This is a genomic window from Sphaerisporangium sp. NPDC051011 (genome assembly GCF_040653595.1).
Lineage (GTDB): Bacteria > Actinomycetota > Actinomycetes > Streptosporangiales > Streptosporangiaceae > Sphaerisporangium.
In genome coordinates this window covers 47,893-69,659 of sequence record NZ_JBFAGG010000008.1, presented here as the reverse complement: position 1 = coordinate 69,659, position 21,767 = coordinate 47,893, and the positions used below count along the sequence as shown (strand labels likewise).

Here is a 21,767-nt window from a genome sequence, read left to right as displayed (position 1 = left end):
CCCGGCAACCGGTGATCTTGACAGGAGGAGGACGCCTGGTCAGGATCGGACCCCCCTAACCGAAGCGGAGGCTGCGGTGGAATACCGGCTTCTCGGTCCCATGCGGGTCCGCGGCTCCACCGGCCAGGAGGTTTCCGTCCCCCGCCCGAAGCACCGTCAGGTTCTCGCGGCGCTGCTCTCGGCCGCGGGCAGGGTCGTCACGACGGACCACCTCATCGGCCACCTGTGGGACGACGCGCCGCCCCCTTCCGCGCGGGGCAACATTAAGACCTACGTCTCGGCGCTGCGCAGGCTGCTGTCCCCGGACGATCCCGCGTCCGCGCCGATCGAGACCATCGGGGACGGCTACCGCATCGTCGTCGGGCCCGGGGAGCTCGACCTGCTGACCTTCGCCGATCTCGTCGCGCGGGGCCGCGGGGCGGTGAAGGCGGGTGACGTCCGCGAGGCCGGGGCGCTGTTCCAGCAGGCCCTGGAGCTGTGGCACGGCAGGGCGTTCGAGGGCATTCCCGTCACCGTACGGCTCGCCGAGACCGTCACCCACGTCGAGGACGAACGGGTCGGCGCCTTCGAGGACTGGATCGAAACCCGTCTGGCCCTCGGGATGCACGCCGAGGTGATCGGCCGATTACGGCCGTGGTTGAAGGACCACCCCCTGAGGGAACGGCCGTGGGGCCAGATGATGCTCGCGCTGGCCCGCGACGGCAGGCGGGCCGAAGCGCTGAGCACGTTCCAGCAGCTCAGGACGTGCCTCGTGGACGAGCTCGGAGTCGAGCCCGGCTTCCCGCTCCAGGAGCTGCACCGGCGCGTCCTGGCCGGGGACCCGGGCCTGTTCCCCGAGCCTCCCGCGCAGACCTCCGAGGCGGCGGGCGCCGCGGCGGACGGCCGTCCCGGCGCCCCGGCCGGTGGGCAGGAAGAGGTCGTGACCGTCCCCAGGGAGCTGCCGTCCGACATCCCTTTCTTCGTCGGCCGGCAGAAGGAGATCCGCCGGCTGGAGTCCTGGCTGAACCCTCCGGGCGACGCGATCCCCAGCCCCGTGGTCGCCATCTGCGGTCCTCCCGGGTCGGGCAAGTCGGCGCTGGCGCTGCGCGTCGCCCACATGGTCGCCGGGCGGTTCCCCGACGGGCAGGTGTACGTGAACCTGCGCGGCGCCATGCCGGGCGTGCGGCGGCTCGACACCTCCGAGGTGCTCGGCCGCATTCTGCGCGCGTTCGGCACGCCCGGCCGCAGGGTGCCCTCGGACGTCGACGAGGCCGCGGCGGCGCTGCGCACCCTGTTGCACGGCAGGCGGGCGCTGATCCTCCTGGACGACGCCGCGTCGGTCGCCCAGGTGGGCCCGGTGGTCCCGATGACGTCCGGGTCGGTCGTGCTGCTCACCTCGCGCGAGAGCCTCGCCTACCTGGCGCCCGCGTCGCAGGTCAACCTGGGCCGCATGTCCCATCTGGAGGCCGCGACGATGCTCACCCGGCGGTTCCGGTCGGGGGGCGTCGAGTTCACCGAGGAGTCGGTGCAGCGGCTGGTCCTCCTGTGCGACCGGCTTCCGCTGGCCCTGCACGTCGCCGGCGCGCGGCTGGCGAGCCGCTCGAACTGGTCGGCCGACACCCTAATCGAGCGGTTGCACAACGAGGGTCGGCGCCTGGACGAGCTGCACACCGGTGAGGGCGGCGTCCGTGGCAGCATCGCGGTCAGCTACGCCGCGCTCGCCGAGAGCGCGCAGGCGATCGACCGCGCGGCGGCCACGGCGTTCCGCCTGATGGGCACCGTCCGCGTCCCCGAGCTCGGGGTGGAGACCGTGGCCACGCTGCTGGACGTGCCCGCCCGCGAGGCCGAGCAGGCGATCGAGCGGCTCGCCGACGCCAACCTCATCGACAGCCCGGCCCCCGGCCGTTACACCATGCACGACCTGGTGAGGCTGTACGCGCAGGAACGCGCCGTCGGCACCGAGCCCCCGGAACGCCGGACGGAGGCCGTCCGCCGCGTGCTGGGCCTGTTCATCGCCACCGCCACCGCGGCCGCGCGGCTCGTCCATCCGCACCGCGTGCACGCGGCGACGCCCGACCTCCCGCAGGCTCCGCTGCCGCTCGCGGACGTGACCGAGGCCGAGCGCTGGCTGCACCATGAACAGCCCAACATGCTGGCGCTCATCGGCCAGACCTGGGACGCCGACGAGGTGACCGCCGCCCTCGCGGCCGCCCTCACCCTCGCGTTGCAATGGCACTTCTACACCAACGGGTACCGGGACGAATCGATGTCGACCGGGAGTATGGCCCTGGCGGTGACGCGACGGCTCGGCGATCGGCGCAACGAGGCGCACGCGCTGTCCATGCTCTACATGGCGTGCCAGCAGCTCCAGCGCGACGAGGAAGGGATCGCGTACATGCGCGCCGAGTTGAAGCTGAGCCGTGAGCTGGGCGACCTGTTCATCGAGCTTCGATCGCTCGGCAACCTGGCCGCGCGCCACATCGAAATGGATCTCTACGCCGAGGCGCTCGAGTACGGCCTGCAGCAGCTCGCCGTCGCCCGGCGCGCCGGCTCGGCGATCGGGGAACGGTACGCCCTCATGGTCGTCGGGCACGCGTACATCGATCTCGGCCGGATCGAAGACGCCGTGGTGCTGTTCAAGCGGGCCCGGGAGATGGCTGCCGAGGTGGGCGACGGCCTGCACGAGGCGAAGGCTGTTCGCGGTCTCGGCGTGGCCCACCTCGCGCAGGGCGACGCCCTGACCGCCCGCACTTTGCTCCAGGCCGCGCTCGGCATGTACAGGCTGATGGCGTGGAATCCGGAACGGGCGAGTACGCTCACCTTCCTGGCCCGGTGCAGCCGCCTGCTCGGAGACATGGACGAGGCGTTCGAGCACATCGCGAGAAGCCTGGAGGAGGCCCGCAGAAACGGGAACCCGCGCGACGAGCGAAAGGCCCTGGACGAACAGGCCGAGATCTTCGCGGCCGCCCGGCTGAAGTCGGCGAAGGGCTCATGACCCCATCACGCTCGCCGTGGGGCGTTCACGGCACCTCGACCTGCCAGAACGCCCCGCACCCCTGCCCCCAGGCCCCGGCGGGCCGCTCCGCGTGCGGGTGCCCGCACTCGCAGAAGGCCGTCGCCAGTTCCCGGGCCCCGGCGGGGGACGCCGGCCGGGGGAGCATGCTCAGCTCGCGGGAGGCGGCGTAACGCCACGCGTAGGAGACGCGGACCTCGCAGCCTGGGCAGGTCCCGCTGAGCTCGATCCACCTCCCGTCCTCGGACGGTGTGACGGTGAACCTCGTCGTCACCAGCCCGTGGTCGACGAGCCGGTACGTCGCCGTGCGGTGCCGCCCGGCGGGCGCCGGCCCCGGTGGGCGGGAGGTCTCATTCACGCGTCCATCTCCTCGGTCATCCGAAATTCCGGCCGTCTTCGGTCCGATATAAACCGAAAATCGGTGCATATCACCGCAGTCTTTATCCGGGTGGTTTGCCGCCCATTGTCCGCTACGCTGAATGTCGCGGCGCCGTCCGTCGGCAACCGTGCCGGACGCCAATGGGTGATTCAGCATGTTGCCATATACGGATAAATCCGGAAAGGTCATTCTTCCGATTCCCCATTGTTTCCCGGCGGTTCACATCGCCGTGACTTTCCCGCCCCCAGGGGCGGTCTGATCACGCCCTGGAAGACGGCCGCCGCGCCCGCCAGCGGAGCCAGGAAGTGCTCGGGGGACAGCGTGGACGGCGGGTCGAGCAGCAGGCGGATCGAGCCCGCCAGCAGGACCAGCCAGCCGACGATCATCACGAGCTGGCGCAGCAGGCTGGACGTGTGCCGGAGCAGGCCGGTCGTCGCCCGGACGACCGTGGAGGCGTCCTCCAGCCCGCGCACCAGTTTGTACCGCTTCGACCTCGCCACGCGGCCCACCTCCCACCAAAAAGATCAATTGATCGATCGGCGGGCTCGCTAGCGCAAGCAGTATCAACTTCTCGGCCGCCTCGCAACGCGGACAAGCGGCAGATGGCCATTTCTTCGAAGATGCGTTCGAATCATGGTGCTGTCGATGCTGTCGATGGGCTTATGCGGTCACGGCTACGCTGCGGGCATGCACGCCTCTCCGCCGCCCCCGGCCGCCGTCGTCGCGCCGGCGTTCTCGCCCCGGCTGATCCGCATGGAGATCATCGTGGTCTTCGCGGTGTCGCTGGGCGCCAGCGGCCTGCGCGCGCTGGTGTCCCTGATCGGCTCGCTGACCGCCCCGCGGGCGCTGAGCGGGCAGCAGGCCGTCCTCGTCGGCACGCGGGCCCCCGGCCGGCCGTGGTTCGACCTCGCACTCCAGCTCGTCGACCTCGCCCTCGACCTGGCGCCCGTCGCCCTTGTCGCCTATCTGCTCGCCCGCTCCGCCGGGTCGCTGCGGACCATCGGCGTGGACGCCCGCGAACCGGGCAGGGACGCGCTGCGCGGCGCCGCCCTCGCGGCCGTGGTCGGCGGCACCGGGCTGGTCTTCTACCTCATCGCCTTCGGCGCGGGCGTCAACCTCGACGTCGTGCCGGACGCGCTCCCCGACACGTGGTGGCGCGTCCCCGTCCTGCTGCTCGCCGCCGCGCAGAACGGCGTGCTGGAGGAGGTGATCGTCGCCGGATACCTGCTGCACCGGCTGGCCGAGCTGCGCTGGCGGCCGTGGCACGCGGTCGCGGTGTCGTCGCTGATCCGCGGGTCCTACCACCTGTACCAGGGCTTCGGCGGTTTCATCGGCAACGTCGCGATGGGGCTGTTGTTCGGGCGCCTGTACCAGAAGTGGGGGCGGGCGATGCCGCTGGTCGTCGCGCACACACTGATCGACGCCGTCGCCTTCGTCGGCTATGGCATCCTGCGGGGCCGTGTCTCCTGGCTGCCGTAAAGGCGGTCGTCTCTCCCGCTTGCCGTAAAGGCCCCGTGGGCGAGGGGGCGGCGGACGGCGCAGAGGAGCGAGGGGTGTGGCGCAAAGCACGTCCAAGCCGGTCCTCGCGTGCTGAGGGCCAGGACGGCGTGGGATCGGCCGTGGGTCGGGTGGTGGCGCGGCGAGCCGTCCTCACGTCCTGAGGGGCGCGGCGGGGTGGGTTCGCCCGTTCCGTCGGTCGGTCGTGGGTTGTATGGAAGCACAATGGATCGGATCGGATTCGTCGCGGAGACCGAAGTTGCCGCGCCGGACGGTGCCTAGTGTTCGGTCATGCCTCACCTCTCCCTCAGCGACCTCTACCGGATCGCGGTGCCAGGAGACCCCCGGCTGTGCCCCGACGGGAGCACCGTGGCCTACACGGTCGCCACCTCCGAGCTCGGACACTTCCTGAAGACGTATGAGTGCCGCGACGACATAGCGGGGCAGTCCCCGCTGACGCACGTGGCCCGGGTGACCACGCCGACGCTGCTCCTCCACGGCGAGGACGACGACCTGTGCCCCGTCGGCCAGGCCGAGCAGTGGTTCACCGCGTTGCGCGCGCAGGGCGTGCCGGTCCGGATGGTCCGCTATCCGGGCGCGTCCCACCTGTTCATTCTCAACGGCCGCCCGTCCCATCGGGTGGACTACAACGAAAGGATCGTCGAGTGGCTGGAGCAGTGGATTCCGGTCGGTGGCACGCCCGCCTCGCGGAGCTGATCGCCGAATACGAGGTTCCGGGCGCGAACCTCGCCTTCCTGCACGGGGGAGAGGTGCACGAGTTCGCCGCCGGCGTGCTCAACGTGGACACCGGGGTGGAGGTGACCACCGACTCCCTCTTCCAGATCGGCTCGGTCAGCAAGGTCTGGACGGCCACCCAGATCATGCTCATGGTCGAGGCGGGGCGTCTGACGCTCGACACCCCGGTCGTCGAGGTGCTGCCGGAGTTCAAGGTCGCCGACCCGGAGGTGACCAAGACCGTCACGATCAGGCACCTTCTCTCGCACACCTCCGGCATCGACGGGGACCTGTTCCTCGACACCGGCAGGGGTGACGACTGCGTGGAGAAGTACGTGCAGGCGTGCGCCGACCTCGCGCAGAACCACCCCCTCGGCGTCACCCAGTCGTACTGCAACTCGGGATTCATCATCGCCGGGCGCGTCGTGGAGCGCCTCACCGGCAAGGTCTGGGACGCGGCGCTGCGTGAGCAGATCATCGAGCCGCTCGGCCTGACCCACACCTGGACCCTGCCGGAGGACGTCCTGCGCTTCCGCGGCGCGATGGGGCACCTCGACGGCAGGCCCGCCCCCGCCTGGGGCCTGATGCGCTCCTGCGGCCCGGCCGGGCTGATCTGCGCCCGGCCCGCCGATGTGGTGGCCTTCGCCCGCGCCCACCTCGGCACCGGGCTGCTCGCCGACCCCCGGGCGATGTGGGAGCCCCAGGTGGACATCCCGAACCCGCACACCCTGGGCAAGCAGTGGGGCATCGGCTGGATCCTGGACGAGTGGCAGGGCCGCCGCGTCGTCTCTCACGGCGGCAACACCATCGGCCAGGCCGCCATGCTCTGGATGGTCCCCGAGACCGAGACGGTGGTCTGCCTGCTGGCCAACGGCGGCCACACCGCCGCCTTCCAGCACGCGGTCGCCACCGAGCTCTTCGACCAGCTCATCGGCCTGGCCGTGCCTCCCGTGCTCGGACCGCCCGCCGAGCCGTTCGAGACCGACGTCGAGCGGTACGCGGGGGTGTACGAGCGGGCGGGCAGCCGGATGACGCTGACGGTCCGCGACGGCAGGCTCTCGCTTCTCAGCGAGGCCACCGGCGCCCTCGCCGGGTTGCACCCGCCCGTGGAGTTCGACCTCGTTCCCGTGGACGACACCACCTTCGTCGGCCGCCCGGAGGGGGAGCCGCAGTGGATGTCTGCCGTCTTCTACGAGCTCGCCGACGGCTCGCCGTACATCCACCTCGGCGTGCGTGCCACACCCAAGATCGCCTGAGGAGCCGGAGGAGGGCGGGCACCAGACTGCCGGGCGCTGCCGAGTGCCTGACACGGCGGCGATTGGTCGCCTGAGCGAATAATGTCAATCTCTGTCCAGTATCGTACGCAGATGAGCGATCGGCCGCGTGCCAGCCTCCGGCGCATCCTTGAGGACCTGGGGAGCACCGTGCTCGACGTGGCCGCCTCGCCCGGGGAACTCGACACCGAGGTCACCGGCGTACACATCTACGACCCCCTCGACGAGCTGCTCCTGCCCGCGGGGGGCATCCTGCTCGCCGTCGGGGTCGACCGCCCCGATCAGGTCTGCGCTCTGCTCGACGCGGCCGGCCCGGCGGCGGGCGTCATCGTCAAGCAGCCGTTCGACGCCGACGACCGCGTCCGCGCGAAGGTCCGCCAGACCGGGGTGGCGGTGCTGGGCCTCACCAGGGCCGCGTCGTGGGCGCAGGTGGCCGCGCTGCTGCGCTCCCTGCTGGCCGAGGGCGACGTCACAGGCTCGGGGGAGGCCCCGATCGACGACCTGTTCGCGCTGGCCAACGCCGTGTGCGCGCTGCTCGACGCCCCGATCACCATCGAGGACCGGTCCTCACGGGTGCTGGCGTACTCCGGGCGGCAGGACGAGGCCGATGCGAGCAGGGTCGAGACCGTGCTCCGCCGCCAGGTGCCGGTACGGTACCGGCGGATGCTGGAGGAGCGCGGCTTCTTCCGGCAGCTCTACCGGAGCCGAGAGCCGATCTACATAGAGCTGAACGACGACATCCTCAACCGGGCGGCGGTCGCCGTGCGCTCGGGCGACGAGATCCTCGGCTCCATCTGGGCCGCGGTGCGGGAGCCGCTGAGCCCGCAGCGCCGGCAGGCGCTCGCCGACGCCGCCGCGATCGTCGCGCTGCACCTGCTGCGGCAGCGGGCCGGAGCCGACACCCGGCGGCGGCTGCGGGCCGACCTGCTGTCGACCGTTCTCGCGGGCGGCGCGGACGCCGCCGAGGCCGCGGGCAGGCTCGGCGTCGCGAGCGAGCGGCTCTGCGTGCTCGCCGCCCAGCTCAGCGGCGACGGCGACCTCGACGCCGCACGCAGGGAAAGCGACGGGCAGCGGTTCTGCGACGCGCTCGCCCTGCACGTCGGCGCCATCCATCCCAAGGCGGCCGCCGCGGTGGTCGGCTCGGTGGCCTACGCCATCCTGCCCATGCACGGGAGCGGAGAGGAGGAGGCGCGGGCCGTGTGGGTCGCCGAAAGCTTCCTCACCCGCGTCGGTCCCCGCCACGCGGCCAACATCGGCGTGGGGCGGATGGCGCGCAACCTGGCGGAGGTGGCGAGGTCCCGGGCCGACGCCGACCGCGCGTTGCGGGTGCTGCGCGCCCGCGAGGCGTCCGGCGCGGTCGCCGGATACACCGGCGTCCACTTCGAGTCGCTGCTGCTTCAGCTCGCAGACCTGGTGCAGGCCGAGGAACAGACGCCCACGGGGCCGTACGAGCGGCTGCTCGCCTACGACGCCGAGCACGGCAGCGAGCTGGCCGCCACCCTCCGGGCGTACCTGGACGCCTTCGGCGACGTCAACGCCGCCTCGGCGACGGTGCACGTCCACTCCAACACCTTCCGCTACCGGTTGAAGCGGCTCATCGAGATCAGCGGCCTGGACATGGCCGACCCCGACGCACGGCTGGCCGCGATGCTCCAGATGCGGATCTTCGGGCGATAGCACGATGAGCCCTCCACTTTTCGTCGGCGGGGACGAAGAAGGATCGCCGGGAACCGGCGAATGTGGGGCATCACCCCAGCTCCCTGGAGTCTTGATGAGAAACACAGGAGCGGCGGCCATGCTCGGCGCCCTCAGTCTGTTCGCGGCCGCGTGCGGAGGTGCGGAGGGCACCCGGTCAGGCGGCCCCGCCGAAGGCGGCACCTTCACCTTCGCGATCGGCGCCGACCCCGGTGCGCTCGACCCGGCCATGGGCGTGCTGTCGGTCACCAACACCGTGCTGTCGATGGCCTACGACACCCTCGTCCACTACGGGCCCGATGGGAAGATCGTCCCCGGACTGGCCGAGAAGTGGGACGTCAAGCCCGACTCGGTCACCTTCACGCTTCGCAAGGACGTCACCTGCTCCGACGGCTCGAAGCTCACCCCCGCCGACGTGGCCGAGAACGTCAACCACATCGCCGACCCGGCCACCAAGTCGCCCCTCTACGGCGTGTTCGTCCCAATCGGGATGAAGGCCGAGGCGGACGAGGCGGCGGGAACGGTGACGCTGTCCACCCCGAAGCCGTTCAGCTTCATCCTGGAGAGCGCGCCTGTGATCTTCGTCGTCTGCGGTAAAGGGGTCAAGGACCGCTCGGTGCTGGCCCACGGCACCTCCGGCTCCGGGGCCTACAAGCTCACCGAGGCGGTGCCGAGCGACCACTACACGTTCCAGGTGCGCGAGGACTACGCCTGGGGGCCCGGCGGCGCCACCACCAAGAACCCCGGCCAGCCGGCCAAGGTCGTGCTGAAGGTCGTGCCGAACGAGCAGACCACGGCCAACCTGCTGATCTCCGGCGGCCTCAACGGCGGGGTCGTCTACGGCCCCGACCGCGCGCGACTGGAGGCCCTTCCGGGCATCGGCAAGACCGTCATATCTGCCGGTAACGGGCAGTTCTTCTACCATCAGGGCGACGACCGTCCCGCCAAGGACCCGGCGGTGCGCAAGGCGCTCACCCAGGCGGTCAACCTCAAGGAGCTCGCCGGGATCTCCTCGAGCGGCACCGGCCGCCCCGCTACCGGGCTGGTGCAGGAACCACGGCCCTGCCAAGGCGACACCGTCGCCGGTCACGTCCCCGCCTTCGACGAAGCCGCCGCGTCCGCGGCGCTGGACGCCGCCGGCTGGAAGGCCGGTCCCGACGGCGTCCGCGTCAAGGACGGTCACAAGCTCACCCTGCGCCTGCTGTACGCCACCACCAGAGGCGCGGGCGTGCAGGCCGCGGCCGAGTACCTGGCGGCGGCGTGGAAGAAGGCGGGCGTAGACGTCACGCTGAACGGCGTCATCGACACCAAGATGGCGGAGTCGCTCAACGTCACCCAGGACTGGGACGTCGTCTGGCTGCCGATCGGTGTCACGCTGCCCTCCCAGCTCGTCGGGTTCCTGTCGGGACCGGCCGCGCCGAAGGGCGCCAACTTCGCCCACCTGGCCAACGCCCGCTACGAGAAGCTCGTGGCCGAGGCCGCGCTCAAGCCGGCCGCGGAGGGCTGCAAGCTCTGGCTGGAGTCGGAGTCGGCGCTGTTCGAAAACGCCGACCTGATCCCGGTCGTGGAGAACACCGCGCTGATCGCGGCCAAGAACGCCACGTTCGACATGACGGCGGGCCTGTTCGCGCCCACCTCGATCCGGCTGGCCGAGGGAGGCTGAATGGCCGAGCCGACCCGCCCGCCCGCCGCGGGCCCGCGGCGGGCGCTCGCCGGACGGGTGCGCGGCGGGCTCGTGCTGCGGCGCGTCGTCCGGTTCGCCATCTCGCTCGCCGTGCTCCTCGTCGCGTCCTTCGGGATGATCCACCTGATCCCCGGCGACCCCGTGCGCGCCTCGCTCGGCCCGGCCGCGCCGGTCGAGCTGGTCGAGGCCAGGCGCGAGGCGCTCGGGCTCGACCAGCCGATCCTGTCCCAGCTCGTGTCCTACGTCCGCCACGTGCTCGGCGGGGACTTCGGCACGTCGTTCCTCAGCGGGGAGCCGGTCGGCGACGTCATCGCCGCCCGGCTGCCCAACACCCTCGCGCTCGCCCTGAGCGCGACCGTCGTGGCACTTCTCGCGGCGGTGCCGCTCGGCATGTGGGCCGCGATCCGCACCGAGAACGGCCGCAACAGGGGCACCGAGGTGACGTTCACCTCGGCGACCGGCGCGACCGTCGCGGTGCCGGAGTTCCTCTACTCGATCGCCCTGGTGACGGTGTTCGCGATCGGGCTCGGCTGGCTCCCGCCCGCGGGCAAGGCAGGGCCCGAGTCCTACCTCCTGCCGATCGCCGCCCTGGCCATCGCGCCCATGGCGATGATCGCCAGGATCTCCCGCGTGGAAACCCTGCGCGAGCTCGGCACCGACTACATCAGGCTCGCGCGTGCCAAGCGACTGCCGACCGCCCGTCTCTACCTCAGGCACGTGCTGCCCAACACGCTCACCGCGACCCTGACCGTGGGCGGGCTGCTGCTGACCGGCCTGATCGCCGGGAGCGTGCTGGTGGAGTACGTCTTCGCCTGGCCGGGCCTCGGGCTCCGGGTCGTGGAGTCCATCACCCAGAAGGACTATCCGGTCGCCCAGGGCGTGATCCTCGTCTACGGCGCGATCGTGCTGGTGGTGAACCTCCTCGTCGATCTGCTGCTCGGCCTGCTCGACCCCACCTCCGCGCTGAAGGAGACCTGATGCGGCACCCGCTGCGGAACCCGGCCGGGCTCGCCGGGGCCGTCCTGGTCGCGCTCATGGTGATCTTCGCGATCATCGGGCCGCCGATCTGGGGCGCCACCGCCGAGCGCATCGACTCCGCGGCCATCCTCCAGGGGGCATCGGCCGCGCACCCGCTCGGCACCGACAACCTGGGCCGCGACATCCTCGCCCGGGTGCTCGTCGCGGGACGGCTCTCGCTCACCCTCGCCCTGCTGGCCACGCTCATCGGCGCGGGGGCGGGCACCGTGCTCGGCGCGCTCCCCTCGGTGCTGCCCCGCCGCTTGGGACGCCTGATCACCGGCACGGTCAACGCGCTGGTCGCCTTCCCCGGCCTGCTGCTCTCGATGTTCATCGCGGTGGTCACCGGGCTCGGCGCGCGAGGGGCGGTGCTCGGCATCGGCGCCGCCATCGCCCCCGGCTTCGCCCGGCTCACCCAGACGCTCGCGGCCTCGGTCGCCAAGGCCGACTACGTGGCCGCCGCCCGCATGCTCCGCGTCCCACGCCGGCGCGTCATGACACGGCACATCCTGCCCAACATCGCCGAACCCCTGATACTCAACCTCACCCAGGCGCTGGGCGGCGCGCTCCTCGCGCTCGCCGGGATGTCCTTCCTCGGCCTCGGCGTGCAGCCGCCGTCGTTCGACTGGGGACGGCTGCTCTTCGACGGCTTCAGCCGGATCTACGCCACCCCGGCCGTCGCCCTCGGCCCCGCCGTCGCGGTCGCCCTCGCGGGCATCGGGTTCAACCTGCTCGGGGACGCCCTGGCGAACGCGGCGTCGCGCAAACCGACCCCGGCGCGCAAGGCCCGGCTCCGGGCCGCTCCCGATACCACCGGCCTCGGCGAACCCGCCCCCGAGGCGGTGCTGGAGGTGCGGGACCTGACCGTCGCCTTCCCCGGCGGCGTGACGCCGGTGCGCGGCCTGTCGCTGACCATCGCCCCCGGCGAGATCGTCGGCCTGGTGGGCGAGTCGGGCAGCGGGAAGAGCCTGACCGCCTCGGCGATCGGCGGGCTGGTCCCGTACCCGGGCGAGGTGAGCGCGGGACGGCTGCGGCTGTGCGGAGCCGATGTGCGCGAGCTGCCGGAGGCCGAGCGCCGCAAGCTGCTCGGAACGTCGCTGGCGATGGTCTTCCAGGACCCGATGGCCTCGCTCAACCCGGCGCTGAAAGTCGGCGGGCAGCTCGCCGAGGTGGCGACGGTCCACCAGGGCGCGAGCCGTGCCGAGGCCAGGAGCAGAGCGCTGGACCGGCTCGGGCACGTCCACATCCCGGAGCCCGCCAAGAGGGCCCGCCAGCACCCGCACGAGCTGTCCGGCGGCATGCGGCAGCGCGTGGTGATCGCGATGGGCCTGATGGGCTCGCCCCGGCTGATCATCGCCGACGAGCCGACCACCGCCCTCGACGTGACCGTGCAGCGGCAGATACTCCGGCTGCTGCGCGAGGTGACCGACGAGACCGGCGCGGCGACCCTGTTCATCTCCCATGACATCGCCGTGGTCGGAGAGCTGTGCGACCGGGTCGTGGTGATGTACGCGGGGCGCGTGGTCGAGGAACTGCCCGTGAAGGAGCTGGCCTCCGGAGCCGCGCACCCCTACACCCGCGCGCTGGTCGCCTCGCTGCCCGACATGGAGACCGACAGGTCACGGCCGCTGGCGAGCATCCCGGGCCGCCAGCCGTCGCCCGCCGAGATCGCCGAGGCAGACGGGACCGCCGGGGGCTGCGCCTTCGCGGCCCGCTGCGAGCTGGCCACCGCCCGGTGCGCGCAGCGCCCACCCCTGGTCGATCACGGCAAGGCGCACCGCGTCGCCTGCTGGGAGGCTTGATGATCATCAAGAACCTGACCGTACGGTTCGGCGCGTTCACCGCCGTCGACGACGTCACACTGGAGATCCCCTCCGGGGTGATCGTCGGCCTGGTGGGGGAGTCGGGGTCGGGCAAGTCCACACTCGCGAGGGCGGTGGCCGGCCTTGTGCCGTACACCGGCGCCGTCGAGGGATGCGATCAGCGGCGGGTGCAGATGGTCTTCCAGGACCCCCAGGCCTCCCTCGACCCGCGCATGACCGTGGGCGCGTCGGTGGCCGAGGGGCTGCGCCTGCCGAGGGCCGCCCGCCAGGCGGAGGTGGAGCGGCTGCTGTCGCTGGTATCGCTGCCCGCCGCGCTGGCGGGGCGCTACCCTCGCGAGCTGTCCGGAGGCCAGCGCCAGCGGGTGGCGATCGCACGGGCGCTCTGCGCCCGGCCCGAGGTGCTGGTCGCCGACGAGATCACCTCGGCCCTGGACGTGTCCGTCCAGGGCGCGGTGCTCAACCTGGTCCGCTCGCTGCGCGAGGAACTGGGGTTCTCGATGCTGTTCATCTCCCACAACCTCGCCGTGGTCCGGTACGTCTCCGACGTCGTCGCGGTGATGCACCAGGGCAGGCTGGTCGAGATGGGGCCGACCGAGGACGTGGTGGGCACGCCCAAGGACGACTACACCCGCTCCCTCATCGACGCGGTTCCCCGCCTCGGCCGAAGCTGAGGCGGCGCCGGGCGGCCACCCGGCCCGCATGTGCGCCGGCGGCCGGTCCTGGAGTTCCGGGGCCGGTCGCCGGCGTGTTCGGCCCCTGCCCGTCCGGCGGGCTCCTGAGAGCGGCGGGAAACCGTCAAGCCATGCTTGCTCTCCGGCGTAGTGACCTCTACCTCACGGTTACCCTGACCGGTCCTGTCAGTCAGGGCAATTCCCGCGATAGGTGGGTACTGTGTGACCGTGGAGGATAGCGAGCTCGGCCGTCGCCGTGCCCTGCAGGCTCTCGGTGCGCTGACGCTCGCTTCCCTGATCGTGGGTGACGCTGTGACGACGCCCGCCGTCCCGCCCGTCGCCGGGCACACCTTGGCGCGCAAGCCCGCGGCGAAACGCCCGCGCCCCGCCAAGCCGCCCTCGGAGTGGACGCCGTCGCACCTGAAGGCCCGCCACCAGCCCGTGCACAGCCTGATCGACCTCACGCCCGCCGCGCCGGGCAACGCCATCGCGCTCACCATCGACGACGGCCCCCACCCGGAGTGGACGCCGAAGATGCTCGACCTGCTGGACGAGCACGACGTTCGGGCGACGTTCTCGCTCATCGGCATCCAGGTGAAGCGGTATCCGCGGCTGGCCGAGCGCATCGTCCAGGCCGGGCACCAGCTCTGCAACCACACCATGCACCACCCGATCCCGTTCAACCGGCTGCCGGCCAAGCGCATCACGTCCGAGATCGTGGAGGCGCAGGAGCGCATCTCGGACGCCACGGGCGTCGCCGCGCGGTTCTTCCGCTCGCCGGGCGGCTCGTGGTCGCGCCGGGTGGTCCACACGGCGGACGACCACGGCATGATCCCGATCGACTGGAACGTCGACCCCCGCGACTGGTCGCGTCCGGGCACGCGGCACATCACCAAGAGCATGCTGGCCTGCCGGCCGGGCGCGATCCTGCTGTGCCACGACGGCGGCGGCGACCGTTCGGAGACGCTGAAGGCCCTGCGCACGGTGATCCCGCGGCTGAAGCGGCGCGGGCTCACGTTCGTCGCGCTCTGACGCGTTCCCCCTGGCCCGGACGGCGCCCGTTCACGCCGACTAGGCGGCGTTCGGCGAGCGGCTGCACGAGCTGCTGACGCGCACACCGGTCACGCCGCTCACAACCGGCGGAGCAGCGCCTGCTTCGCGGTCGTGAACTCCTCCTCGGTGAGCACGCCCTCGCGGCGCAGCTCGCCCAGCTCGCGCAGACGGCGCAGCAGCGCGTCCGCGTCGCTCCCGCCGGCGGTCGTGTCGCCGGACCCGGCCGGTCCGGGCGCGGGAGCGTCGGACGGGACGGCCTCCACCGCGGCCGCGTCGTGCACGGGCGCGTCCGAGGGGGCCAGCGGGTGCGGCAGCCGCGCGGCGATCGCCGCGAGCAGCATCGCGAACGTCCGCGTCTCCTTGTCCATGCCCCACAGGACCAGGCACGACGGGTCGTGCTTGGGCGGCATCCGGGTGTTCACGCCGGCGACGCGGAAGCGGACGTGCCCGTTCTCCAGCCCGGCGGCGGGCGTCCAGTCCACGCCGGCCAGGTCCTTCAGCGAGAAGATCTGCGGGCCGGCCGACCGCTTGCCCGTCTCGGTCGTCCAGTTCCAGTCCAGGCGGATCGACGCGCCGTCGAACGTCGCGGTGCCGTCGCCCGCCGAGGCCGTCAGCGGCACCGCCGGTCCGGGCAGCAGGTAGTGGTCGCAGGGGCCCTCCGGCACCCGCTCGATCACCAGCGCGTTGCGCACCTCGTCGGCGAAGTACTCGGCGACGCCCGTGCGGTCCTGGTCGACGGCGAGCTGGTAGGGGTCGGCGGAGTCGGGGATGCGCCCGCGCGCGGCCTGCTCGAAGGGGTCGGCGCCCTCGCGCAGCCGCAACCTCAGCCGTCCCCCCTTGCGGCCGGGCTCGTAGGCGATGCCCGCCACGGCCATGAGCGGCACCGACCGCTCGCCCACGAGTTGCCGCAGCTTGTGCACGTGCCGGTCGCGGGACGGGACGATCCTGATGGTGTCGCCGTCGAACGCCCACGTCCCGTCGCGCACCAAAACCTCCGCCATACCGGGATCTTACGAGCCACCCCGCCCCTCCGGGCGCGTGGAGACCCCGCGTTTTTCCGGCGTCGGGTGGCCCTACCCTCAGCCGGATGCCGGACGGCGACGCAGCGCGCCCGAGGCGAGGAAGTCTCGTGCCTTTTGCGGTGCTTTGGCGACCGATCCGGCGTCGAACGGCGGCTGCGGGTCGTACTCGATCGCGAGCTGGATCGCCTCGGCCGTCGTCCGGTACGTAACCGGCCGCGACGCCCGTCGTCAGGCGTCGCGGGGTGGGGTCGCCTCGCGTCAGCCGTTGGCGCCGACCGGCTGACGGTGCAGCTGCGGGTCCAGGTGGCCCGGAGCGGCCCTGAGGGGGTCCTGGGCCGGAGGCTCCGGCCACGACGCGGGCGCGCCTTCCGTACGCGGCGCCGTCCCCAGCATGTGGTGGACCGCGGCCTCCAGCTCCTCGATGGTGCCGCCTTCGGGCATCCGCGTCCCGGCGGGCACGGCCGAGCGTGGCATCGCCCAGAAGCGCCGGGTGTGCTCGCCGTACCAGACGGTCCATCCGGGCAGCCGCGCCGCCAGCGTGCGCGCCGCCGCTTTGTTGGCGGCGCTGTCCGCGGCGCTGTCCGCGCTACCGGCGCTGCCGGTGTTGTCGGCGATCTCGTTCGTCATCACGACTCTCTTCCGTGGTGCCATCCGTCATTCGGCCAGGTCTGCCGCCGTCACTCGGAAGGCGTGTCCCGGTCCCCCCGGCGGGCACGGCCTTCCATTCGGACGGTCAACGGTCGGCGTGAACTCGACCGGACTGCCCGGATTAGCGCAGTGGAAACCCCCCGGGTCCAACGGTACGGGGTAAAAGCCACATTTGGCGGGGAGAACGATCGTGAAAATTCGCGCCGATTTCATCGATCTTGAATGACCCCCACGAGCTGCCCCTATGCCGGTATTCACCGCCCCACAGGTGGATTGTGAGTTTCGTCACCGCACCTGCCCCGATCGGTCACCGCGCGGCGCGCCGAACGTGTCGACGCCGGCCGGGCGCGGCGGGAGAAGATGGCGGCATGGACCAGCCAGAGCGCACGCGACGGGGTGAGCTCGCGCAGAAGGCCGCCGGAGGGCTCGCCGCGAGCGGCGTCACCGCGGTCGCCGTGACGTGGGTGGACACCAGCGGCCTGACCAGGGTCAAGGCCGTGCCCCTCGCGCGGCTGGAGCACGCCGCCGCCTGGGGCATCGGCGCCTCGCCGGTGTTCGACGCCTTCCTCGTGGACGACTCGATCGTCACCGGCCGCTTCACCGGCGGCCCCGTCGGCGACCTGCGCCTGTACCCGGACCTGCACCGCCTGGCCGTGCTCACCCCGCTTCCCGGCTGGGCGTGGGCCCCCGCCGACCGGTACGACCAGCAGGGCGACCCCCATCCGCTGGACGGCCGCCACCTCGCCCGCCGCGAGACCGAACGCCTGGCGGCCGAGGGGTTCACCGTCAAGGCGGCGTTCGAGGTCGAGTGGGCCGCCTCCGTCGGAGCGGGCGACGAGTTCGTCCCCGCCTGCGCCGGCCCCGCGTACGGCATGACGCGGCTCACCGAACGCGCCGGCTACCTGCGCGACATCGTCGAGGCGCTGGCGGTGGCCGGGGCGGTGGTCGAGCAGATCCACCCCGAGTACGCCGCCGGGCAGTACGAGGTCTCGGTCGCGGCCGAGGACCCGGTCGGGGCCGCCGACACCGCCGTGCTGGTCCGCGAGACGATCCGCGCCGTCAGCCTGGACCACGGCCTGCGCGCCAGCTTCTCGCCGAAGGTGCTGGCCGGGGGCGTGGGCAACGGCGGGCACGTCCACCTCAGCCTCTGGCGCGACGGCGCCGACCTGATGGCGGGCGGCGACCGCCGCTACGGCATGACCGCCGAGGGCGAGGGCTTCGCGGCGGGCATCCTGTCCCGCCTTCCCGCGCTGCTCGCCGTGGGCGCGCCGTCCGTGGCGAGCTACCTGCGGCTCGTGCCCTCCCACTGGGCCGGCGCGTACGCCTGCTGGGGGCTGGAGAACCGCGAGGCCGCGCTGCGGTTCGTCACCGGGTCGATCGGCGAGCGCGCGCGGGCGGCCAACGTCGAGGTCAAGTGCTTCGACGCGGCGGCCAACCCGTACCTCGCCCTGGCCGCACTGCTGGCCGCCGGTCGCGCGGGCATCGCCGGCGAGACGCTGCCCGACCCGGTCGAGGCCGACCCCGTCACCGTCGAGGGGGTCACGCCGCTGCCGTCGTCCCTCGGCGCGGCCGTGGCGGCGTTCGAGGCCGACCCCGTGCTGAAGGACGCGCTCGGCGAGCCGCTGATCGACACCGTCGCCGCCGTCCGCCGCGGCGAGATCGCCCTGTTCGCGGACGCGAGCCCCGAGGAGGTCGCCGCCCGCCTGCGCTGGAAGCACTGACCCCGCCGGCGGGGCTGATCACTTCGCTCGCCGTCCCTCCGCCGTACCACCGGCATTCACCCGATCCAACCGATCGGAGTTTAGTTTTTGGCCGACACAGGACGCCGAAAACCTGAGTAGGGGCATGAGTCAGATGCTGACGAAGCTGCGGGCGCTCGGTCTGGTCGTCGTGATGCTCGCCGAGGCGCTCGGCTACAGGTGCGGCGCCCCCGGCCTGTCCTTTCTCAGCGACTTCGGCGGCCACGGCAAGGTGTCCGGGATCATCACCCTGCGGGCGGACGGCTGCCCCGCGCGGCTGCTGCTCATCCCCGCCCGCGCGACCGCCCCCGCGCCCCGCCTCACCCCCGCCTGCGAGGACGGCCGGCTGCGGCAGGTGGTCGACACCCGGGAACTCGGCGGCGGCGTGCCGTACACCGCGGTGATGGTGGACGAGACGGGCCTCAGGTCCGCGCCGGTCGGGTTCACCCCGCACAACCCGCCCGTGACCTCGGTCAAGACGCTCACCCGCGGCGTGTACGTCACCGGCGGCTGGGCGGACACGCCGATGGACGGCGCCTACGCCTACATCGAGTCCGGCGGCGAGATCCCGTCCTGGGTACGGGGCATCGCGGTGGTGCTGGCCTGGCGGCAGCTCCAGCCGTCCGGGCCGGGCAGCCTGGACACCTCGCGCATCAGGGCGGCCCTGTCCTACGCCGCGACCCACGCCCCCGGGCGGACGCTGCCGGTCGTCGTCATCATCGAGGTGGGCGGGAACGCCACACCCCTGTGGTACGTCCAGGATCCCGCGGACGGGTTCGCCGAGCCGCTGATGCGGTACCTGGACGGCCCGGGCGGCGCGTCCATCGGCTTCACCCCGTGGGACACGCTTGCCGGGGACATGTTCAACAACGCGACCGCCCGGGTGGCGGCGGAGTTCGACGAGCACCCGAACCTCGCCGCGATCTACGTCGGCGGCGCGGGCACGCCCCGGTACCCCGAGATGTGGTACCCGCCGATCATCGACTGCGACGGCCGCTACCAGGGGGACGCCAACGGCGACGGCTTCCTGGACGCGGGGGACTTCGACTGGTCCTCCGACTGCACGCCGCCCGACGCCGACCCGCTCCGGCAGGCGGCGGCCTGGCGTGGCACGTTCCGCGCGATGGCCTCGCAGTTCCCCCGCACCCAGCTCGTCGGCATGATGGACGTCTCACGGCTCTCCGACGACGACCCGCTGCGGTCCTCTGCGGCGATGGACGCGATCCTCAGCGAGGACGGCATCGCCGGGAACACCCGCCTGGCCGTCGGGGTGACCAACATGTCGCCGTCCACCTTCGACCCCGGGTACCTCGGATACACGCTGAACGACTGGCGCAAGTACACCTCGATCAACCGGTACGCGCGGCAGTACCCGGCGGTGTTCCGGTTCAACGAGGTCGACCCGGTGAAGTTCTCCAACCTCGAAGGCAGCCCCAACGCGGGCGCGTACATGCCCCCGGGACGGTCCGCGCCGGCGACCGCGGGCCTGGAGTCCGGCACGGACTACCGGCGGTGGCTGCAGGACGTCGTCGGGTACTGCGGGGACGGACCCGAGCCGGGGAACGGCCCGTTCACGGTGACCTGCGACGCGGTCCTCGTCCACCGCACAAACCTGGACCCGGGGTTCTACGCCCACGGCTGGGTGTTCGACCCGTGCACCCTGCGGCAGGCGCAGTACGAGACCTGGGGCGTGGGCGACCCCGAACCGTGTGCGAACCCCGCCGACGCCCTCGCCCCGCGCGCCGGAATCTTGTGATGTCGATCTCGCCCGCATGCCAGGAGTGGCGCCGCTCTGAGGTGGGCGGATCCCCGAATCCGCCGCCTCGCCGGCGCGAGCCGTGGGGACGTGACGGCCCGCACCCGCGGGTGGTGCTGAACGCTCTAGCGCTTGGCCGGGGCTCCGGAGCCCTTCTCGCGGCCGTTGCGCGTGCCGACGACGTCGGCGATCAACCGCTTGGTCATATCGCGCGGCATCCTGCCGATCGACTCTCGCAGGGACTCCATGGTCTCGTCGAGCTCACCGTCGTGGGCACGGGTCGACTTCTCTCGGTCCATCTGGAATCACCTTCTGCCATTGCGGGAACCTCCTGCCTCTCGAACCGCTCCGGAGGAGTTCCCGACGCCAACCCGTAGCCACAGGCCCGTGCTGCTCACGGGGATGATTCAGGCTATGGCGGCGTGCCATTGGTGCTCAAGTACTGGTCGAGGAACTGGGTGGTGACGCTTCCGGCCCGGAAGTCCGGGTGTTCGAGGACCCGACGGTGCAGCTCGATCGTGGTGTGCACCCCGCGCCCTTCGATCTGGAACTCGTCGAGGGCCCGTGCCATCCGGTCGAGCGCGGCGTCGCGGTCGGGACCCCACACTATCAGCTTGGCGATCAAGGAGTCGTAGTACGGCGGCACCCGGCTGCCCGCCAGGCAGTGGGTGTCCAGGCGCACCCACGGCCCGCCCGGCGCGTCGAAGCGGTCCAGCCGTCCCGGCGTCGGGGCGAACCCGGCGCCCGCGTTCTCGGCGTTGACCCGGCACTCGACCGCGTGGCCGCGCAGCTCGATCGCGTCCTGCGTCAGGGACATCGGCTCACCGGCCGCGACCCGCAGCTGCTCGCGGACCAGGTCCACGCCGGTCACCATCTCGGTGACCGGGTGCTCCACCTGGATGCGGGCGTTCATCTCCATGAACCAGAAGCGGCCCTCACCGTCCAGCAGGAACTCCATCGTCCCCGCGCCCCGGTACCCGACGAAGCGGGCGCCGTCGACGGCTGCCTGGCCGATGCGCCGCCGCAGGTCCGCGTCGACGACGGGGGAGGGCGACTCCTCGATCAGCTTCTGCTTGCGCCGTTGCACCGAGCAGTCGCGCTCGCCGAGGTGCACGACGGTGCCGTAGTCGTCCGCCATCACCTGCACCTCGATGTGGCGGGCGCCGGTGAGGTACTTCTCCAGGTACACCGCCGCGTCCTTGAAGAGCGCCTGGGCGTTGGCGCGGGTCGCGCGCACGGCCTCCGGCAGGTCCTCACGGCGCTGCACGACGGTGATGCCCCGGCCGCCGCCCCCGGCGGAGGCCTTGAGCACCACGGGGTAGCCGATCTCGTCGGCCAGGGAGAGGGCCTCCTCGACCGAGACGATCGGGCTGACCGTGCCGGGCAGCAGGGGCAGCCCGGCGTCCTGCATCAGCTTGCGCGCCGTCGACTTGTCGCCGAGGTGCTCCATGACCTCCGGCGGCGGGCCGACGAAGGTGATCCCGTTGTCGGCGCAGATCTCCGCGAAGTACGGGTCCTCCGACAGGAACCCGTACCCCGGGTGGATCGCGTCGGCGCCGGTCTTGAGGGCGGCGCCGATGATGTTCGGCACGTTGAGGTAGCTGAGACGGGACGCGGGCGGGCCGATGCAGACGGACTCGTCGGCCAGGCGCACGGGCAGGGAGTCGGCGTCCGCGGTCGAGTAGACGGCGACCGTGCGGATGCCGAGCTCCTTGCAGGCGCGGATCACCCGTAACGCGATCTCGCCGCGGTTGGCGACGAGCACCTTGCGGAACATCTGCT

At 72.2% G+C, this 21,767-nt stretch carries 18 protein-coding genes; 12 read left to right on the top strand and 6 right to left on the bottom strand.

The features are described 5' to 3' along the window. The first annotated feature begins 76 nt into the window (after nucleotides 1-76). Complete coding sequence (locus AB0H21_RS19605; protein WP_358518193.1) at nucleotides 77-2,974, top strand: BTAD domain-containing putative transcriptional regulator; 2,898 nt, start codon at nucleotides 77-79, stop codon at nucleotides 2,972-2,974. 25 nt (nucleotides 2,975-2,999) lie between these two features. Here AB0H21_RS19605 and AB0H21_RS19600 read toward each other — a convergent pair whose 3' ends face one another. Beyond that, nucleotides 3,000-3,350, bottom strand: coding sequence for a hypothetical protein (locus AB0H21_RS19600; RefSeq protein WP_358518190.1), 351 nt, complete (start codon nucleotides 3,348-3,350; stop codon nucleotides 3,000-3,002). A 206-nt stretch (nucleotides 3,351-3,556) separates the two neighbouring features. Further along, nucleotides 3,557-3,871, bottom strand: a complete 315-nt coding sequence (locus AB0H21_RS19595) for a hypothetical protein (RefSeq protein WP_358518188.1) — start codon at nucleotides 3,869-3,871, stop codon at nucleotides 3,557-3,559. A 187-nt stretch (nucleotides 3,872-4,058) separates the two neighbouring features. Between AB0H21_RS19595 and AB0H21_RS19590 the strand changes: the two genes are divergently transcribed. From AB0H21_RS19590 to AB0H21_RS19550, 9 genes are all read left to right on the top strand, one after another. Then, nucleotides 4,059-4,850, top strand: a complete 792-nt coding sequence (locus tag AB0H21_RS19590; RefSeq protein WP_358518185.1) for a CPBP family intramembrane glutamic endopeptidase — start codon at nucleotides 4,059-4,061, stop codon at nucleotides 4,848-4,850. Between the two features lie 309 nt (nucleotides 4,851-5,159). Then, nucleotides 5,160-5,585 carry a prolyl oligopeptidase family serine peptidase gene (locus AB0H21_RS19585; protein ID WP_358518182.1) on the top strand — a complete coding sequence of 142 codons (426 nt, stop codon included), beginning with the start codon at nucleotides 5,160-5,162 and terminating at the stop codon, nucleotides 5,583-5,585. After that, on the top strand, nucleotides 5,534-6,859 hold the full coding sequence (locus AB0H21_RS19580) for a serine hydrolase (protein WP_358518179.1): 1,326 nt from the start codon (nucleotides 5,534-5,536) through the stop codon (nucleotides 6,857-6,859). Before AB0H21_RS19585 ends, AB0H21_RS19580 begins: the two co-directional genes overlap by 52 nt. A 111-nt stretch (nucleotides 6,860-6,970) precedes the next feature. Next, nucleotides 6,971-8,554, top strand: a complete 1,584-nt coding sequence (locus AB0H21_RS19575) for a helix-turn-helix domain-containing protein (protein ID WP_358518176.1) — start codon at nucleotides 6,971-6,973, stop codon at nucleotides 8,552-8,554. 94 nt (nucleotides 8,555-8,648) lie between these two features. Beyond that, nucleotides 8,649-10,235 carry an ABC transporter substrate-binding protein gene (locus tag AB0H21_RS19570; protein WP_358518173.1) on the top strand — a complete coding sequence of 529 codons (1,587 nt, stop codon included), beginning with the start codon at nucleotides 8,649-8,651 and terminating at the stop codon, nucleotides 10,233-10,235. Further along, nucleotides 10,236-11,234: an ABC transporter permease gene (locus AB0H21_RS19565; protein WP_358518170.1), complete on the top strand. Its 999-nt coding sequence runs from the start codon at nucleotides 10,236-10,238 to the stop codon at nucleotides 11,232-11,234. After that, nucleotides 11,234-13,075 (top strand): dipeptide/oligopeptide/nickel ABC transporter permease/ATP-binding protein, encoded by a 1,842-nt coding sequence (locus AB0H21_RS19560; protein ID WP_358518167.1) that lies wholly within the window; start codon nucleotides 11,234-11,236, stop codon nucleotides 13,073-13,075. Before AB0H21_RS19565 ends, AB0H21_RS19560 begins: the two co-directional genes overlap by 1 nt. Further along, entirely contained in the window at nucleotides 13,075-13,767 is a 693-nt protein-coding gene (locus tag AB0H21_RS19555) for an ATP-binding cassette domain-containing protein (protein WP_358518165.1), read from the top strand. Before AB0H21_RS19560 ends, AB0H21_RS19555 begins: the two co-directional genes overlap by 1 nt. Before the next feature lie 228 nt (nucleotides 13,768-13,995). Beyond that, nucleotides 13,996-14,799 (top strand): polysaccharide deacetylase family protein, encoded by an 804-nt coding sequence (locus AB0H21_RS19550; RefSeq protein ID WP_358518162.1) that lies wholly within the window; start codon nucleotides 13,996-13,998, stop codon nucleotides 14,797-14,799. A gap of 98 nt (nucleotides 14,800-14,897) precedes the next feature. Here AB0H21_RS19550 and AB0H21_RS19545 read toward each other — a convergent pair whose 3' ends face one another. Together AB0H21_RS19545 and AB0H21_RS19540 are read right to left on the bottom strand one after the other, a co-directional pair. Next, the gene (locus tag AB0H21_RS19545) at nucleotides 14,898-15,821 is read right to left on the bottom strand and encodes a DUF4429 domain-containing protein (RefSeq protein WP_358518159.1); all 924 of its coding nucleotides are present in this window, start codon (nucleotides 15,819-15,821) and stop codon (nucleotides 14,898-14,900) included. Between the two features lie 279 nt (nucleotides 15,822-16,100). Next, complete coding sequence (locus AB0H21_RS19540) at nucleotides 16,101-16,469, bottom strand: hypothetical protein (RefSeq protein ID WP_358518156.1); 369 nt, start codon at nucleotides 16,467-16,469, stop codon at nucleotides 16,101-16,103. Nucleotides 16,470-16,858: 389 nt separating this feature from the next. On the opposite strand from AB0H21_RS19540, the gene AB0H21_RS19535 reads away from it, so the two are divergent. Both AB0H21_RS19535 and AB0H21_RS19530 read left to right on the top strand, forming a co-directional pair. After that, nucleotides 16,859-18,211 carry a glutamine synthetase family protein gene (locus tag AB0H21_RS19535; RefSeq protein WP_358518154.1) on the top strand — a complete coding sequence of 451 codons (1,353 nt, stop codon included), beginning with the start codon at nucleotides 16,859-16,861 and terminating at the stop codon, nucleotides 18,209-18,211. A 124-nt stretch (nucleotides 18,212-18,335) separates the two neighbouring features. Continuing rightward, the gene (locus AB0H21_RS19530) at nucleotides 18,336-19,985 is read left to right on the top strand and encodes a hypothetical protein (RefSeq protein ID WP_358518151.1); all 1,650 of its coding nucleotides are present in this window, start codon (nucleotides 18,336-18,338) and stop codon (nucleotides 19,983-19,985) included. A 125-nt stretch (nucleotides 19,986-20,110) separates the two neighbouring features. Here AB0H21_RS19530 and AB0H21_RS19525 read toward each other — a convergent pair whose 3' ends face one another. Both AB0H21_RS19525 and accC read right to left on the bottom strand, forming a co-directional pair. Continuing rightward, nucleotides 20,111-20,284 carry a hypothetical protein gene (locus tag AB0H21_RS19525; protein ID WP_358518148.1) on the bottom strand — a complete coding sequence of 58 codons (174 nt, stop codon included), beginning with the start codon at nucleotides 20,282-20,284 and terminating at the stop codon, nucleotides 20,111-20,113. A 113-nt stretch (nucleotides 20,285-20,397) separates the two neighbouring features. Then, entirely contained in the window at nucleotides 20,398-21,762 is a 1,365-nt protein-coding gene (accC, locus tag AB0H21_RS19520) for an acetyl-CoA carboxylase biotin carboxylase subunit (protein ID WP_358518146.1), read from the bottom strand. Nucleotides 21,763-21,767: the final 5 nt, after the last annotated feature.

Excerpts from the sequence above, each read along its gene's own strand:
- AB0H21_RS19525 (WP_358518148.1), bottom strand. The coding sequence starts at position 20,284 with ATGGACCGAGAGAAGTCGACCCGTGCCCACGACGGTGAGCTCGACGAG.
- AB0H21_RS19585 (WP_358518182.1), top strand. The coding sequence starts at position 5,160 with ATGCCTCACCTCTCCCTCAGCGACCTCTACCGGATCGCGGTGCCAGGA.
- AB0H21_RS19590 (WP_358518185.1), top strand. The coding sequence starts at position 4,059 with ATGCACGCCTCTCCGCCGCCCCCGGCCGCCGTCGTCGCGCCGGCGTTC.
- AB0H21_RS19565 (WP_358518170.1), top strand. The coding sequence starts at position 10,236 with ATGGCCGAGCCGACCCGCCCGCCCGCCGCGGGCCCGCGGCGGGCGCTC.
- AB0H21_RS19545 (WP_358518159.1), bottom strand. The coding sequence starts at position 15,821 with ATGGCGGAGGTTTTGGTGCGCGACGGGACGTGGGCGTTCGACGGCGAC.
- AB0H21_RS19570 (WP_358518173.1), top strand. The coding sequence starts at position 8,649 with ATGAGAAACACAGGAGCGGCGGCCATGCTCGGCGCCCTCAGTCTGTTC.
- accC (WP_358518146.1), bottom strand. The coding sequence starts at position 21,762 with ATGTTCCGCAAGGTGCTCGTCGCCAACCGCGGCGAGATCGCGTTACGG.
- AB0H21_RS19530 (WP_358518151.1), top strand. The coding sequence starts at position 18,336 with ATGAGTCAGATGCTGACGAAGCTGCGGGCGCTCGGTCTGGTCGTCGTG.
- AB0H21_RS19555 (WP_358518165.1), top strand. The coding sequence starts at position 13,075 with ATGATCATCAAGAACCTGACCGTACGGTTCGGCGCGTTCACCGCCGTC.
- AB0H21_RS19575 (WP_358518176.1), top strand. The coding sequence starts at position 6,971 with ATGAGCGATCGGCCGCGTGCCAGCCTCCGGCGCATCCTTGAGGACCTG.
- AB0H21_RS19535 (WP_358518154.1), top strand. The coding sequence starts at position 16,859 with ATGGACCAGCCAGAGCGCACGCGACGGGGTGAGCTCGCGCAGAAGGCC.
- AB0H21_RS19560 (WP_358518167.1), top strand. The coding sequence starts at position 11,234 with ATGCGGCACCCGCTGCGGAACCCGGCCGGGCTCGCCGGGGCCGTCCTG.
- AB0H21_RS19540 (WP_358518156.1), bottom strand. The coding sequence starts at position 16,469 with ATGACGAACGAGATCGCCGACAACACCGGCAGCGCCGGTAGCGCGGAC.